Here is a 16,504-nt window from a genome sequence, read left to right on the forward strand (position 1 = left end):
AGGAGTGTAAGAGAAGTTGCCGTCGGGGTTAAAAACGATCGTACCTTTGGTCGGGCCTGTGACTAAAGCGGGGGTCAACTTGTCCAATAAGTCGCCGTCGCTGTCGTTTTTTAAGACGGACGGCACGGAGAGCAGAACTTTGTCGTGTAGGGTGATGTAGGTATCAGGTTGTGGCTGCGGCAGACTGTTAGTAACGTTGATATTCACCGTAGCGGGGACTGTCGCAGCCCCGTCGCTCACGCTGTATGTGAAGGTATCATTACCGACAAAGCCAGGGTTAGGAGTGTAAGAGAAGTTGCCGTCGGGGTTAAAAACGATCGTACCTTTGGTCGGGCCTGTGACTAAAGCGGGGGTCAGCGGGTCGCTGTTGGCGTCGGTAGGCCCTGGTACGCTGAGCACTTTGTCGTGCAGGACGCTGTAGCTGCCAGTGGCGGCCACCGGGAAATTATTAACCGAGATGGTGCCGAGAGTAAAAGTGGCACTTGCTTGATCCGTGGCGTCGCCGAAAAATAGGAAGTTTGGCTGGGTGTAGGGATTGAAGGGTAAAGCAGGCTCGCTGTTTCCTGGATTAAATGCCGTGTAGTTCCGCAGCGGCTGATTTGTCAGAACTGGTATTGCTATGCCGCCGGCAAACAAGGTGTAAGTGCTGCCTTGAACCACCAGTTTGTAGTCGGTAGCAGTGCTGATGTTAACAGGTGCATTTACCCCGCGAGTAAACAGGGGAGTATCTTGTTGAGCAAAAATGCTTCCGTTGAGGCCGGGGTTGCGGTTGGTGAAACCGAGTTCAATGCCGTTTTGACCGTCGCTGCTAATGGCGATGATGCTGAAACCTGCCCGATCGTCGCTCAAACTGGTTTCGGTCGTAACTGCAACTCGAAAAGAAACGCTGTAACCGTTGGTGCGGTCAAGTGCGGGGAAACTTGGATTGAGTTGAGTAAATGTTCCCGTTCCTAATGGAGGCGGAGAATATAGATAGTTGGTGTAACCTGCATAGCCTGCTGCAGTGCCACCAATGACACTCACGCCAGCAGTAGTAATGCCTGTGTTGGGCGAGTACGCACCAGCAGGTAGAACACCACCGAAGCCAGGAAGAGGTACTTGTCCATAAGCTAATTGAGTACCGGCTGCTGTCCCGATGCCTGGTATGGGTGCTAATGTTGGTGGTAGTGGTGAATAGTTTGTGCCGTCGTAGAGGGTACGGCCGAAGGCAAATTGATAGGCGGCTCTTGTGGCTGGGTCGATCGCCAGCCCAGAGGACACCGCTCCTGTTGTATAATCTAATTCCCAATCTCCGCCCATAGCCGAACTGCCGATCGGCGATCGAGAAGCCGCAATTTTTGCCTTGGTTAGCTGACTCAGTTGCTGCACAAAGTTAGCGCCCTTTTCCCCCGCCGCTACATCGCACCCGTACAGCAAAATCTCTCCACTGTCTGCCAGCGATCGCGACCAACGCTGCAATTGCTTAGCATAAGTTTTTAAATTTGTCAAGTTTAGATCGATCGCGCCTAGCAGTAAACTCGCGGGGCGGCCGTGGGAGATGATATGAATACTTTTAATATTGCTGCGATTCGCTAGTGCCTCAGTAATTTGTTCTACTCCATCCCGCGCCGCATCCAAGGTAATAACTTCTGTCCCCGCTGCGATGCCGTTGTGGAGAGTTTGGCTGTCGGGAAGGGCAGAGTCGATAAAGGCGATCGAACTAAAAACTGAACTGATAAAATTTGGCATAATACACCTTTGGTTAGATGACGGTAGGAAAATTAAGGCCTGTCTACCTTAGCAAATTCACAAATTCAATGTCATGAGTAAAATTAACAATCAAGACGAATACTAATTTCCCATGAACCTGCAACAGAAGCCTTTTGATAGGGGCGGATTTAGCCAATAATTCCTTTAAAAAACCGACAATTCCAGTACACAAATCGCTTTTTTAGGGTTCGATCGCCAAAAGTTCTTCTGCTACCAATCCTTTCTGAATTGCGAGTACAGCAGCTTGAGTGCGATCGCGCACTTCTAACTTTTGCAAAATCGCGTGGACGTGAACCCGCACAGTCCCCGGAGCAATGTACAATATTTGTGCAATTTCCTGATTGCTTTTCCCCCCCGCAACTAAAGCCAAGATTTCCTGTTCTCGCTTCGTCAGCGGATTTTCCAAAACTTCGGATTTTGACCCTACTTTAACAGGTTCGGGATTAGCAAAAACAGCGCGAATTTCCGCAGTTGCCGCCTGATCCCACCAAGAAGCGCCCGCCGCTACCGATCGAATTGCCCAAACCAAAGTTTCCGCCGCAATTCCCTTGAGGCAATATCCCTGAGCACCCGCACTAATCAATCTTTCAATTAAGGCTTTTTGAGAATGAGATGTTAAAATTAAAACGGGAATTGCTGGATGTCGCTGTTTAATTTGGCGGCACGCTTCAATACCCCCAATTCCCGGCAAACCGACATCGAGAACTACCACATCGGGCAAGTGTTCCTGAGTCAATTCTACCGCCGTTTCGCCATCTTCAGCCTCGGCAATTACTTGCAAGCAACTTTCTTGTTGCAACCGCGTTTGCAGCCCCAACCGAAACAGTTCGTCGTCTTCAACTAGGAGAATTCGCAACGGATAAGCTGGTTTCATTTCTGTGGGATAGCAGGGAGTCGGAATCCAAATAAAGCACCGTGTGGCAATTTATTTTCTGCCCAAATTATACCGCCGTGGGCGTCAATAATTTGGCGAGATAAGTATAATCCTAATCCCGAACCTTTGGCTTGCCGATCGCTGTGTCCTTGATAAAAACGCTCGAACAAGTGGGGCAGTTCATCGGCAGTAATTCCCAACCCGCTATCGATAACTTTCACCACCTGAAAACTCGAATAAGATTCCATGATTATTTCTACCTTGCCACCGCGAGGAGAATGGTTAATTCCGTTTGTTAGCAAATTAACAAAAACGCGCTGGAGTTGAACCGCATCGCCATTTACCCACAAAGAGCGACGGAAATCTGACTCTCCGTAACTCATACTAATGTAAACTCGGCGCGCCGCCGACAAATGGATGAGTGTTGCGATTACTTCTTCTGCCAAAGCTACTAAATTTACGGCCGCAAGTTGCAGTTTTAAACCTTCGGCATCGTTGCGGTAAACATCCAGCAGCGTTTCTACTAATTGTAGAGACATTTTGTGCGATCGCGCCATTGTTTCGAGAACTTTTTGCTGACTGGCGGTGACATTCCCAAATTTTGCTGACCCAAAAGCTTTAATTGTTTCTATCGCCCCCAGCATCGGCGTTTTTAAGTCGTGACTCAAAGTAGAGACAAAATCTTCTCGGATGCTTGCTAGCTGCTGCTGCGACTGCAACTCAGCTTTAGCGATCGCGATCGTCTCTTGGTACTGCTGGTTGCGATCGCTCAAATATCCCGTCACCCCTAAAGCCATGACTGCGATCGATCTATTTGCTACAGTTGCTAGGGCGATCGATTCTCCAGGAGGAACAAACAAATTTAACAGCGTCAAAGCTGCCGATACCAGCGTAATTTGCAACTTACCCAACCGACTCAAGCGCGAATTTGCCAATAAAATCGGCCCTGTGTACAAATACCCAAACAGATACTCCGACGGCGTAGTAAATTCCAGCACTACAACGATCGCGAATAAAATTGCGATCGACCACCTCCCCCGCAAATACTTCTCTTGAATTGCCAGGTTGTCTGTGATTTTTAATAAGCTGTTTAACATCCCTTATCCATCCATTTTATATTTTATATTTACACTCTACTCTCTGCCTTATCCCTAGGGTTTTTATTCGCTAAAATTTGTCTACAGTGACGCAAAAACAAGCGTTTAGATAACATCTATATCTGCAAGTATAGATACTGCTAAATATTTAAACATTTGTCAGTCAGTGAAAATATATAGCAGCTAAGTATAACGGCTAAACAGCAACTTATACCTGCGGGCTGATTATCAAAAATCCTAACGGCAAGTATATTGATTTTTAAAAGCAGATTGCACTTTTAAGGAAGTATTGGCTCAGTTATGCTTGAAGGATTAATTCAAATCGCATTAACGCTAATCATTGTAGTAGCGATCGCCCCTATTTTTGGTAATTACATGGCGCGGGTGTACATGGGAGAACCAACCATTCTCGACCCCGCTATTAAACCCCTAGAAAAACTCATCTATAAAGCCAGCAATATCCGGTCTATAGATTCGATGACAGGTTGGCAATATGCGCGATCGCTACTGTACAGCAATGCAGCAATGGGCATATTTGTTTTCCTAATTTTCATGCTTCAAGGAGTGCTGCCTTTAAATCCCACCAGCTTAACTGCCCCAACCTGGGATACTGCGCTGCACACAACTATTTCATTCCTCACAAATACCGACCAACAGCATTACTCCGGCGAGACAACATTTACTTATTTGTCCCAGTTAACCCTGGGATTTTTAATGTTTACCTCAGCAGCTACCGGTTTAGCAGTAGGGATTGCCTTTATCCGGGGCTTGACCGGCCGTCCCTTGGGCAACTTTTACATCGATTTAATTCAATCAATCACCCGGATTCTGCTACCCCTTTCTTTAATAATTGCCTTACTTTTGCTAATTTCAGGAGTGCCGGAAACCCTCGCAGGGCCGGCCGTTGCCCGTACCTTAGAAGGCGGCACGCAAATAATTGCTCGCGGCCCAGTAGCTCACTTTGAAAGCATCAAACAACTGGGAGAAAATGGCGGCGGATTTTTTGCCATTAACTCGGCTCATCCTTTTGAAAATCCCAATCCTTTTACCAACCTGCTGGAAACACTAGCAATGCTTTCTATACCAGCAGCTATGATTCACACCTACGGCAGATTTGCCAACAACAAAAAGCAGGGATGGCTGATTTTTTGGATGGTGTTTGCCATCTATGTAATTTTGATTGGCATTGCAGCATTTGGCGAGTACGGCGGCAACCCTCAAATTAATAATTTACTGGGTTCGCAGCAACCAAATTTAGAAGGCAAAGAAGTTAGGTTTGGCTGGGCAGAAACTGCACTGTGGGCGGTGACTACCACTGGCACAATGTGCGGCGCTGTCAACGGAATGCACGATTCTTTAATGCCTCCCGGTGGTTTTGCCACTCTGTTTAATTTGTTTCTGCAAATCGTTTGGGGCGGACAAGGAACGGGAACTGCTTACTTATTTATCTACTCAATTTTGAGCGTGTTTCTCACGGGCTTGATGGTGGGGAGAACGCCGGAGTTTTTGGGACGCAAAATTGAAAAACGGGAAATTGTTTTAGCCAGCGTTGTTTTGTTAATTCACCCGATCGCAGTTTTAATCCCCGGTGCCATTTCTCTCGCATTTACCGACAGTTTGAGCGGCATCAGCAACCCCGGATTTCACGGCATTTCCCAGGTGATGTACGAATACGCTTCGGCGGCAGCCAACAACGGTTCTGGCTTAGAAGGATTGGCCGACTCTCAACCCGCACCTACCGGACTTTGGTGGAATTTAAGCACCTGTTTCAGCCTGCTATTGGGGCGCTACGTTCCAATTATTGCCCTGCTACTTTTAGCCGACAGCATGACGAACAAACAACTGGTTCCCGAAACAACCGGCACTCTCAGAACCGATTCAGTTTTATTCACCAGCGTCACCGCAGGAGTAATTATAATTCTGGGCGCGCTGACATTTTTCCCAGTTCTAGCTTTAGGGCCAATTGCCGAAGGATATGAAATTAGCAGCGGCAAGTTTGAACCAGCATCGATAACTGTACCCACAACACCTTTAGCAACGCCTTCGCCTGAAGCGACAACCCCGACACCAAACAGCGGACAGTAGATGTAGATTGCATTAAGTAATGCAGCGACAATAAACTGCTGTTGCTGGCAACAATTCCAAATCTAAAATCCCAAATCCCTAATCCCAAATCTAAAATCTAAAATCTAAAATCTAAAATCGACATGGCTTCTTCCCATACCCCTGATTCCCCAAAAAAACCTGCTAGAGGCTCTCGCGAGTCTCGCAAGCACACGCCAAAAGCAAATACAAAAGGCCTTTATCAAAGAGCTTTTAAACAAGCTTTTGTCAAGCTAAACCCACGGGTAATGCTAAAAAATCCGGTGATGTTTGTGGTGTGGGTTGGCACAATTGTGACTGCATTATTAACGATCGACCCGACGCTGTTCGGCCCGGTTCCCGGCGAAAATCAGAGAGTTTTCAACGGTTTAGTCACGTTTATTTTGTTCTTCACCTTGGTATTTGCTAATTTTGCCGAAGCGATAGCAGAAGGGCGGGGGAAAGCGCAAGCAGACGCACTGCGATCGACCAAAGCCGACACAACAGCCCGCAAACTCCTACCAGACGGTTCAATTCAAGAAGTTAGTTCGACATCCCTGAGACGGGGCGACCAAATTAAAGTGATCGCAGGCGATGTCATTCCCGCCGACGGCGAAGTGATTGCAGGCGTCGCATCTGTAGACGAATCTGCGATCACTGGCGAATCCGCGCCGGTGCTCAAGGAACCGGGTTCGGACATCGCCAGTTCCGTCACCGGCGGTACGCGCATCCTTTCCGACGAATTGACGCTGCGGGTGATGGCCGACCCCGGTAAGGGATTTTTGGACAGGATGATCGCGCTGGTAGAGGGCGCTGAAAGGTCGAAAACGCCGAACGAGATCGCGCTGACGGTGCTGCTGGCGGTGCTAACGCTGGTGTTTTTGATTGTGGTTGCGACGATTCCGCCCGTGGGAAATTACGTGAAAACCCCTGTGGGCGTGGTGACGCTGATTTCGCTGCTGGTGGCGCTGATTCCAACAACGATCGGCGGTTTGCTGAGCGCGATCGGCATTGCGGGCATGGATCGCGTCGCTCAGTTTAACGTGATAGCGACCTCTGGACGCGCCGTGGAGGCTTGCGGCGACGTGAATACGCTGATTTTGGACAAAACGGGGACGATCACGCTGGGGAACCGTTTAGCCGAGGAGTTCATTCCGGTAAACGGTCACTCGCTGGAGGATGTTGCGAGTGTAGCCCTTGCTGCGAGTGTGTTTGACGATACTCCAGAGGGAAAGTCGATCGTCCGTTTGGCCGAAAAATTGGGCGCAACGGTGAATTTCGATCGCACCAACGCCACAGGGCTTGATTTTTCCGCAAAAACGCGGATGTCTGGCACGGATTTGCCCGACAGGACGGAGGTTCGCAAGGGTGCGGTGGATGCGGTGAAGGGTTTTGTGCGATCGCGCGGCGGCAATATCGGCCCCGATCTCGATGCAGCTTACGAGCGAGTTTCCCGGCTTGGAGGCACGCCTTTAGGCGTTTGTCAAGGCAGCGACACCTACGGCATTATCTATTTAAAAGATGTGATTAAACCGGGAATTCGCGATCGATTTGACCAACTGCGAAAAATGGGAATTCGTACCATTATGCTCACCGGAGATAACCGGATTACAGCATCAGTAATTGCCGATGAAGCAGGCGTTGACGACTTCATTGCCGAAGCAACTCCCGAAGACAAAATCGACGTAATTCGCAAGCAACAAGCCGAGGGTAAATTAGTCGCAATGACGGGAGACGGAACCAACGACGCACCCGCACTAGCACAAGCAAACGTAGGCTTGGCGATGAATTCTGGAACCCAAGCCGCGAAGGAAGCTGCAAACATGGTGGACTTAGATTCTGACCCCACCAAACTCATTGATTTAGTTACAATTGGCAAACAATTGCTGATTACTCGCGGCGCGCTGACCACATTTTCCCTAGCCAACGATATCGCAAAATATTTTGCAATTATTCCCGCCATTTTTTCCCCCGTAGGCGCATTAAACGTCATGGGTTTAGCCAGCGGTCAATCTGCGGTTTTGTCAGCATTAGTTTACAATGCTTTGATTATTCCAGCTTTGATTCCCCTAGCATTAACTGGTGTAAAGTTTAGACCTTTGACTGCAAATCAACTGTTGCAGCGGAATATTTTAATCTACGGATTGGGCGGAGCAGTCGCGCCGTTTATCGCCATCAAAGTTATTGATGTTTTGATTACCGCCGTTGGGCTAGCATAGATCGGGAAAGCATGACAAGGATTTTGACACGGATACACGGATTAATCTCGTTCCCAGGCTCTGCCTGGGAACGCATATCCAGAGGCTATGCCTCGATTTTCCCACAAAAATCATCCAATAGAAAGACAGATATTTATTCCCAAAATAAGGAGAATTTATGAAACGGAATGATTTGCTGAATGATATTTTTCCCAGAGATTTCCAAGAAATTATTGAGTTAGCTCAAAGGCTTTGGCAGCGCCACCCAATCCCGGTGCAGCTATTTCTAGTAATGTGTTTCAATGCTATATTTGCCCCCGCTGTCTACGCTGCAGCGGGCGAAGATTTGACCCGAAAAGCTGTCTGGGGTTTAAGTCTCCTAGGTTTGGTGATTATCGCCCTTTCTATTTACTTGTTCGTAGTCATCTTTCAGCCGGAAAGATTTTAGTCAATAATTAACCATTAGCAAATAACCGATCGAGGTAATTTATGAGAGAAATAATTAGAGCCATTCGCCTTACCCTGGTTTTGTGGGGAATTACAGCCATTATTTACCCTTTAATCTTGCTAGTAATCGGCCAAATTGCCTTCAACTCCCAGGCAAACGGCAGCTTAATTACCAACCAAGGAGTTGTAGTTGGCTCTGCTTTAATCGGTCAGCCTTTCTCCTCAGAAAGATATTTTTGGGGTCGTCCCAGCACCACCAATTACAGCAGCTTTGCGACAGAAAATTACGATCCGACAAAGGGAGAAAATGTTAGTCAAAGAACGGGTGTTTCGGGAGCGAGCAACCTTGCCCCCAGTAACTCTGATTTGCTGAAACGAGGTAATGAGAAAGATGGTTTTCAGGGGGTGCAAGTTGAATTAGATCGCCTCAACAAAGCTGGTATCAAACCAACTGCTGATTTAGTCTATACTTCCGGTTCTAGCCTCGATCCGCACATTAGCGTAGAGGCAGCTCGATCGCAAATTCAGCGGATAGCAACGGTGCGATCGCTCAATCTCAATCAAGTAGAAATGTTGGTAGCTAAAAATACAGAGGGCAGATTTATTGGCATTTTCGGTGAACCGGGAGTTAACGTCCTCCAACTGAATTTGGCTCTCGACCGTTTATAATATACGTAGGTTGGGTTGAGGAACGAAACCCAACACTTCAGTTCAAGTTGGAGTTGGGTTTCACTTCGTTCAACCCAACCTACAAATGTGACTAACAACGAACAACGAACAAAGAACAACTGACAACTCAGCTATGATTCACTCTAGCGAACTTACTAACAATCCAGACGCGGTTTATGCCCAACCTAACCGCACTTACGATCGCACCTCCCGCCGGGGAAAGCACAAAATATTTATCGGCATGGCCCCCGGTGTCGGCAAAACGTTCCGAATGCTGGAAGAAGGACACACGCTCAAATCTGAAGGCATTGATGTGGTAATTGGACTGTTAGAAACTCACGGCAGGAAAGAGACAGCAGCTAAAGCAGAAGCATTGGAAATAGTGTCCAAAAAACAAATGCTACGCGGCGAAAAAATGCTCACCGAAATGGATACAGAATCTGTCATAGCACGCCGTCCTCAATTAGCATTAATAGACGAACTCGCTCATACAAACATTCCCGGTTCTCTGCGAGAAAAACGATATCAAGATGTGGAAGAAATTCTCAAGGCTGGAATTGATGTTTTCTCTACCCTTAACATTCAGCACATAGAAAGTCTCAACGATTTAGTAGCTAGAATTACCGGAGTTGTAGTGCGAGAGCGAGTGCCCGATCGCGTCCTCGAAGATGCTGACGAAATAGTCGTTGTCGATGTCACGCCGGAAACTTTAGAAGAAAGGTTGCTAGAAGGCAAGATTTATGCTCCTGAAAAAATTGAACAATCTTTAGAAAATTTTTTCCAGCGCCGTCATTTAATCGCTTTGCGAGAACTCGCCCTGCGAGAAGTCGCAGACACTGTGGAAGACGACGCAGCAACTTTAAAAGGTCAATCTTGCAACATTCACGAACGAGTTTTAGTGTGCATCTCGACTTATCCGAACTCCTTGCAATTGCTGCGGCGAGGCGCGAGGATTGCGAGCTACATGAATGCCCCATTTTATGCTGTGTTTGTCAACGATCCAGACCGATTTTTAACAAAAGCAGAAAGCTTGCACGTTGAAACTTGTGAGAAACTATGTCAAGAATTTAACGGGAAATTTTTGCGGGTAAACGGCACTAATATAGCCAAAGCGATTTCCGAAGTAGCTAAACAGTATCGCGTTACTCAAATTGTGATCGGCGAAAGCCAGCAATCCCGCTGGAAATTGCTGCTGCGGGGTTCTTTGACTCAACAGTTAGTGCGATCGCTCAAACACGTAGATTTGCACATAATCGCTACTGAAAAAAGTGGTCTTTCTAATTAATTATTAGTCTTCAGTCATTAGTCATTAGTCATGAGTCGGATGAGAGCCGATAAATTAACCATAATACTTGTAGGGAGGGTTTCACCAACAATCTCTAATTCCCACTAACAATCTATATAAACCCGCCCACACCACTTTCGGAGGATAGCTGAATCTAGCGGACGACGGATGCGCCCGAAGCTTTTACCTGTCAAAATAGCACTTGCTATATCTGATTAAAAGTGCGATCGTTATGGTGGATGATTACATTCTCAACTTGCTAGTTATTGGCATCCTCCTGCTTACCGTTACCTTGGGTTCCGGCTGGATTTCGCGATTGCCTGTATCTTATGCCTTAATTTATCTAATTGTCGGTATCGGATTGGGGCCCTACGGCATCAAGCTGATTGACTTGCGTCCCGAAGCTGAATTTTTAGAAAGACTTACAGAATTTGTAGTTATTGTTTCTCTGTTCAGTTGTGGCTTAAAAATGAATCGCCCACTGCAACTTTGGGCCTGGAATTCCACAGCGCGGCTGATCGGTTTTTTAATGCCAATTTCGATTTTTGCAGTGGCTGCGATCGGTCATTGGTTTGTGAAATTAGATTGGGGCCCGGCGATTTTACTGGGAGCAATTCTCGCTCCCACCGATCCAGTTTTAGCCTCAGAAGTTCAGTTAGCTGATATAGACGATCGCGATGAATTGCGCTTTGGTTTAACATCAGAAGGCGGTTTAAACGACGCTTTAGCTTTTCCCTTTGTTTATTTCGGCATTTATTCGCTAAAAGATAACAACTGGTCGAACTGGTTTTCGCAGTGGGTAGCAGTTGACTTGATTTGGGCGATTGGCGCAGCTATCGTTATGGGAATTTTAGTAGCTAAAGCCGTCACCTGGATCGATCGGCAACTCCAACACTATCGACCAGCCGATCAATTAATGGAAGATTTCATTGCTCTGAGCACAATTCTGCTCACCTATTCCCTCACAGAAGTAGTCAACGGCTACGGATTTCTCGCAGTTTTTGTAGCAGGAATTGTGGTGCAGCGGAGTTACCGAAACCCAGAAAAGCCGCTTTCCCAACTGCACTTTACCGAGCGCATAGAAAAGTTAATGGAAGTAGCAACTATTTTACTATTAGGTTCGCTTTTGCGTTTAGAGCCTATGTTGGCCTCTGGAGGATACTCCCTCTTAGTAGGTGGATTGTTAATTTTTTTAATTCGGCCTGTGGGAGCTTGGATTAGTACGATCGGCAGTCCTTTGCATCCCGCCAGCCGCTTGCTGTGCGGTTGGTTCGGCATTCGTGGTGTCGGTTCTATCTATTATCTTACTTATGCTTTCGGTGACGGTTTGAAAGGCGAAACCGCCGAAAAAATTGCCTGGATTACCTTTACAACGATCGTACTTTCTGTGATTTTGCACGGTATTAGTTCCACCCCGTTAATGAACTGGTACGAGCGCCGAATCAAACCTAAAGTACCTGATTTAATTTAATTAATTCACGCAACTCATACAGATTCTATGCAATATTTGTAGGGACATGGCACTGCCGTGTCCTTATCCCCAGCTAAACAGGTTTCACCCCAACTAATAAAGCGAGTTCCCGCCACTTCCAATAACAGTCGGCATCGGTAAAACCAATTTCTCTAAACCAGCGCAATTGCGTTTCCACATCCAGCAATTTATTAGACGGATCATCTGGCGAATCGCTAATACCGATCGCCTCTCGAAATCTCTCATGTAAAGCCGGAGTTGCGGACGCTACGTGCTCCAAGTTGCAAAAAATGCCTCCGGGTTCCAAAAGCTCGAAAATCTCGGTGTAAAGCGAACGTTTGCGATCGTCTATTACGTGATGAATCGCAAAACTAGAAACAACCGCATCAAACTTGCCCAAATCCGGTAGCGATTCATCAAAATTGTGTTCGATTACCGTGACATTTGGGTCATCAGCAAAGCGAATTCTGGCTTTTTCCAGCATTGTCGGCGAAAAGTCGATCGCCACACATTCAACATTTGGTCGATCGCACTTAAGCAGACCCAGCAACCGCCCGTCTCCCGTGCCCACATCCAGAATTCGCTTCACATTTTTCGGCACTTCCTCCAACAAAACCGCTTCACCTTCAGTGCGGTGAGGAATACCATCAGCCTTAGCCAGATACCATAAAGCGTGTTCCGCCGAAGTCCAAAGATTCACTTGACTCATAATTTTTTAATCCTCATAAACCTCGCCATTTTTGCGAGTAAAAATCCAACTATTCCCGTTAGCTTTTGCCATTAGATCGTCATCGGGATATTCGGCACTATCTCCCGGAGTGCGTGAAGCGAAGCTATCCCGAAGGGAATCGCCAATTTCCAGATAAACAACATCTGCATTCGAGCGGTTGACTAAATGATGCCCGTCTGCATCACCCGCCGGAAAACCCGCCGCCATACCCGGTTTCAGCACTTGCTCTCCCGAATTTGTAATCAGAGTAACTTCCCCTTCCAGAACATAGATTAACTCATCTTGACGAGTGTGCCAATGCCTGAGAGCAGAACAACTTCCCGGCGCAAGTCTCACCAAATTCACCCCAAAATTCTGCAATCCGGCAGCATCGCCCAAGCGTTTTTTAACTCTCCCCGCAACAGCAGATTGGAATTGCTGAGGGTACTTAGAACCCGTAATTTCCGGTACATTTTTAGGGTCAATAATCATATAACAAAGCTGACCGCAGTTGTGAGTTTTTTCTTCTTTCTCTTGCTTGGCGTCCTAGGGTTTACGCGCGGCTTCGCCTAACGCGCCTTCGCGGTTCGTTTTTCGGTTTTTATTATTACAAAACACGCTTAAATTCAAGATAAATACAATTTTATAGCACTTACCAGATCCCCGCCACTCTCGCCTCCCACCTCCGGCAGTTCCCCCAACTCATTAAGAATGTGTTATAAATATTGAGATTCATTAAGAAATATTGCTCAAATGCTCGTTTCCCCCTCCGGCGTCAGCAAACTCAAAGAATCTTTAAAAGAAAAAGTATTCTTTGGGAATGAGCCAACCCCCGAACTCATAGCCATCTTACTGATTTACTTCGTCCAAGGCATTCTCGGACTAGCCCGCTTAGCCGTCAGCTTCTTTCTCAAAGACGAACTCGGCATGAGTCCGGCAGAAGTCTCGGCAATGCTGGGCGTCGTCGCCCTGCCTTGGATTATCAAACCCGTCTTCGGCTTCATGTCGGACGGTTTGCCGATATTCGGCTACCGCAGACGCCCTTACATCGTCCTCTCCGGGCTGCTGGGAACCTTAGCATGGGTGAGCCTCGCAACAATTGTACACACACCGCTGGCAGCTACAGGCGCGATCGCCCTGAGTTCCCTATCCCTCGCCGTCAGCGACGTAATCGCCGACTCCCTGGTAGTCGAAAGGGCCAGAAAAGAATCCGTTACCGACGCCGGTTCCCTGCAATCCTTGTCTTGGGGCGCTGCAGCCCTCGGCGGACTAATTACCGCCTACCTCAGCGGTTCCCTGCTGCAACACTTCAGCACTCATACTATCTTTTTAATCACCGCATCTTTCCCGCTAATTGTATCAGCAACAGCTTGGTTAATTGCCGAAGAAAAAACCGACAAAAGAACCGACTTTGAAACTGTCAAAGACCAATTCAAACAACTACGGCAAGCTGTTACCCAAAAAACCATTTGGCTGCCCACAGCCTTTCTCTTCCTCTGGCAAGCCACCCCAAGCTCAGACTCCGCCTTCTTCTTTTTCACCACCAATGAATTAGGCTTTCAACCAGAGTTTCTCGGCCGAGTGCGCCTCGTTACCAGCATTGCCTCCCTCGCCGGCATTTGGCTGTTTCAACGCTTCCTCAAAACAGTTCCATTTCGAGTAATTTTTGGCTGGTCAACCGTCATAGCGACAGCATTAGGCATGACTACTTTATTATTAGTAACTCATGCCAACAGAGCTTTAGGAATTGACGATCAATGGTTCAGCATCGGAGACAGCCTAATCCTGACAGTAATCGGACAAATTGCTTATATGCCGGTGCTCGTACTCTCCGCCAGATTGTGTCCCCCCGGCGTCGAAGCAACTTTATTTGCGCTGCTGATGTCAATCACAAATTTAGCAGGACTTTTGTCCCACGAAGGCGGTGCACTTTTGACCCACTTGCTAGGAATTACCGATCGCAATTTCGATAACCTCTGGCTGCTAATAGTCATCACAAACCTGTCCACACTTCTGCCCCTACCCTTCTTAAATTGGCTGCCCGCCGACAGTACAGAAAGCAGCGATCCAAACAATCAAAAGTCTCTTCCCGTATTAGAACCAGAACCAGGCAGTTCCAAACCAGGCGGACAGCATTTCATGCCCGAATACTTTCCCGACTTAGTACCGACAGTAAGGTCACAAAGTCGCACCGCAGACAGTAAATAAAGGCAGGCACACACAGATTTTGACACGGATACACGGATGAATTTAACGGATGAATTTAACTGTGTTTCCCCATTCTCCGAATTTCCTTCTCTCTGCGCCCTCTGTGTTCTCTGCGGTTAAATCAAGAAAAGCTTATTACACCCATGCAAAACTTACAACTTTCCCCACCTCAAACAGCCGCCCAAAACCTATCATACGATCGCACAGACTGGCAGCGCGGCTACGAATCCCAACCCAACGAATCCGACTACTGGATTGACAACATAGAAGGCGAAATCCCCCCCGGCTTGCAAGGCACATTCTTTCGCAACGGGCCCGGATTATTAGATGTCAACGGCCAGCGCATCCACCATCCGTTTGACGGCGACGGGATGGTTTGTGCGATCGCAATATCCGAAGGCCGCGCCCATTTCCGCAACCGATTCGTCCGCACAGAAGGCTATCTCGCCGAACAAAAAGCCGGAAAAATCCTCCACCGAGGCGTTTTCGGCACACAAAAGCCAGGGGGCCCGCTGGCCAACATTTTTGATGTCAAAATCAAAAACATTGCCAACACCAACATCATTTATTGGGGCGACAAACTGCTAGCACTTTGGGAAGCCGCACAGCCCTACAGACTCGACCCCCGCACCCTAGAAACACTCGGCTTAGACACCCTAGACGGCGTTTTACAACCCGGTGAAGCCTTCGCCGCCCACCCCAGAATTGAAAAAGGGAAAAATGGCAAAGGAGACAGATTAGTAAACTTTTCCGTCAAGCCCGGTTTGTCGAGTACCATCACGATTTACGAATTCGACGAAAGCGGCAAACTTTTGCAGCGTCACGCCCATGCAATACCGGGTTTTGCCTTCCTGCACGACATGGTAATTACCCCGAATTACTGCATATTCTTCCAAAATCCCGTCTCATTTAATCCGCTGCTTTTCTTGTTAGGATTTCGGAGTGCATCCCAGTGCATTCAATTTTCGCCAAACAAGCCAACGCAAGCAATTTTAATTCCCCGCAACGGCACTGACGAGGTGAAGATATTAGAAACCGAACCTTGTTTTGTGTTCCACCACTGCAACGCATGGGAAGAAGGAGACGAAGTTTTTGTGGATTCAGTTTGTTACGAATCATTTCCAACTGTAGAAGCAGACGGCGATTTTCGCGAGGTTGATTTTGAGAGCATTCCAGCGGGCGAATTGTGGCGGTTTAAGTTGAATTTGCAAGACAAAACCGTACAGCATCAAGTTGTTGAAACTCGGTGCTGCGAGTTTCCAACTTTGCATCCCAAGAATGTCGGACAACCTTACCGATATCTGTATATCGGTGCTGCGGATGCTCCCACGGGAAATGCTCCTTTGCAAGCTATCCTCAAAATTGATTTCGTGACTGGTGAAAGGCAAATTTGGAGTGCCGCACCGCGTGGTTTTGCGGGGGAACCGGTGTTTGTTCCCCGTGGTTCAGGCGTCTCGCCTGAAGGTGCAACGGCTGAGGATGACGGCTGGCTGCTGGTTTTAATGTATGATGCAGCTAATCATCGATCGACCTTAGTGATTTTAGATGCTCGCGACATTACCAAAGGCCCTGTAGCGCGCTTGCATTTAAAACAGCACATTCCCTACGGCTTGCACGGCAGTTTTACATCAAATGTACTGCTTCCTATCGGTTCGTAGTTTCGCGTTGATTCGCCTGGTTCTTGCGCCGCTCGCCACAGCCCGCCGGGGGTTGAA

At 47.6% G+C, this 16,504-nt stretch carries 13 protein-coding genes; 8 read left to right on the forward strand and 5 right to left on the reverse strand.

The features are described 5' to 3' along the window. From QUB51_RS02345 to QUB51_RS02355, 3 genes are all read right to left on the reverse strand, one after another. Nucleotides 1–1,728, reverse strand: a 1,728-nt coding sequence (locus tag QUB51_RS02345; protein ID WP_333264093.1) for a DUF4347 domain-containing protein, incomplete at its 3' end; no start/stop codon positions are given. A 202-nt stretch (nucleotides 1,729–1,930) separates the two neighbouring features. Then, on the reverse strand, nucleotides 1,931–2,623 hold the full coding sequence (locus QUB51_RS02350) for a response regulator transcription factor (protein WP_333264096.1): 693 nt from the start codon (nucleotides 2,621–2,623) through the stop codon (nucleotides 1,931–1,933). Beyond that, a complete protein-coding gene (locus QUB51_RS02355; RefSeq protein ID WP_333057211.1) occupies nucleotides 2,620–3,720 on the reverse strand; it encodes a HAMP domain-containing sensor histidine kinase in 1,101 nt (366 codons plus the stop codon). Before QUB51_RS02355 ends, QUB51_RS02350 begins: the two co-directional genes overlap by 4 nt. A gap of 300 nt (nucleotides 3,721–4,020) precedes the next feature. Here QUB51_RS02355 and kdpA point away from each other — a divergent pair, with 300 nt between their 5' ends. From kdpA to QUB51_RS02385, 6 genes are all read left to right on the forward strand, one after another. After that, a complete protein-coding gene (kdpA, locus tag QUB51_RS02360; RefSeq protein WP_333264099.1) occupies nucleotides 4,021–5,805 on the forward strand; it encodes a potassium-transporting ATPase subunit KdpA in 1,785 nt (594 codons plus the stop codon). Between the two features lie 122 nt (nucleotides 5,806–5,927). Beyond that, entirely contained in the window at nucleotides 5,928–8,021 is a 2,094-nt protein-coding gene (gene kdpB, locus QUB51_RS02365; RefSeq protein ID WP_333264102.1) for a potassium-transporting ATPase subunit KdpB, read from the forward strand. A gap of 157 nt (nucleotides 8,022–8,178) precedes the next feature. After that, nucleotides 8,179–8,448, forward strand: a complete 270-nt coding sequence (gene kdpF / locus QUB51_RS02370; RefSeq protein ID WP_333264105.1) for a K(+)-transporting ATPase subunit F — start codon at nucleotides 8,179–8,181, stop codon at nucleotides 8,446–8,448. Nucleotides 8,449–8,489: 41 nt separating this feature from the next. Then, nucleotides 8,490–9,116: a K(+)-transporting ATPase subunit C gene (gene kdpC / locus QUB51_RS02375; protein ID WP_333233662.1), complete on the forward strand. Its 627-nt coding sequence runs from the start codon at nucleotides 8,490–8,492 to the stop codon at nucleotides 9,114–9,116. Between the two features lie 133 nt (nucleotides 9,117–9,249). Further along, nucleotides 9,250–10,401, forward strand: coding sequence for a universal stress protein (locus QUB51_RS02380; protein WP_333057217.1), 1,152 nt, complete (start codon nucleotides 9,250–9,252; stop codon nucleotides 10,399–10,401). Nucleotides 10,402–10,603: 202 nt separating this feature from the next. Next, nucleotides 10,604–11,872: a sodium:proton antiporter gene (locus tag QUB51_RS02385; protein WP_333212157.1), complete on the forward strand. Its 1,269-nt coding sequence runs from the start codon at nucleotides 10,604–10,606 to the stop codon at nucleotides 11,870–11,872. Nucleotides 11,873–11,945: 73 nt separating this feature from the next. Here QUB51_RS02385 and QUB51_RS02390 read toward each other — a convergent pair whose 3' ends face one another. Both QUB51_RS02390 and QUB51_RS02395 read right to left on the reverse strand, forming a co-directional pair. After that, nucleotides 11,946–12,581 (reverse strand): class I SAM-dependent methyltransferase, encoded by a 636-nt coding sequence (locus QUB51_RS02390; RefSeq protein ID WP_333233663.1) that lies wholly within the window; start codon nucleotides 12,579–12,581, stop codon nucleotides 11,946–11,948. Nucleotides 12,582–12,587: 6 nt separating this feature from the next. Continuing rightward, nucleotides 12,588–13,073 (reverse strand): cupin domain-containing protein, encoded by a 486-nt coding sequence (locus QUB51_RS02395; RefSeq protein ID WP_333264108.1) that lies wholly within the window; start codon nucleotides 13,071–13,073, stop codon nucleotides 12,588–12,590. Between the two features lie 261 nt (nucleotides 13,074–13,334). Here QUB51_RS02395 and QUB51_RS02400 point away from each other — a divergent pair, with 261 nt between their 5' ends. Both QUB51_RS02400 and QUB51_RS02405 read left to right on the forward strand, forming a co-directional pair. Next, nucleotides 13,335–14,789 (forward strand): folate/biopterin family MFS transporter, encoded by a 1,455-nt coding sequence (locus QUB51_RS02400; RefSeq protein ID WP_333057221.1) that lies wholly within the window; start codon nucleotides 13,335–13,337, stop codon nucleotides 14,787–14,789. Between the two features lie 143 nt (nucleotides 14,790–14,932). Next, nucleotides 14,933–16,447 (forward strand): carotenoid oxygenase family protein, encoded by a 1,515-nt coding sequence (locus tag QUB51_RS02405; protein WP_333212162.1) that lies wholly within the window; start codon nucleotides 14,933–14,935, stop codon nucleotides 16,445–16,447. Nucleotides 16,448–16,504 lie beyond the last annotated feature (57 nt).

Source organism: Microcoleus sp. AT8-A3, from assembly GCF_036705675.1.
In the GTDB taxonomy this organism is placed as follows: Bacteria; Cyanobacteriota; Cyanobacteriia; order Cyanobacteriales; family Microcoleaceae; genus Microcoleus.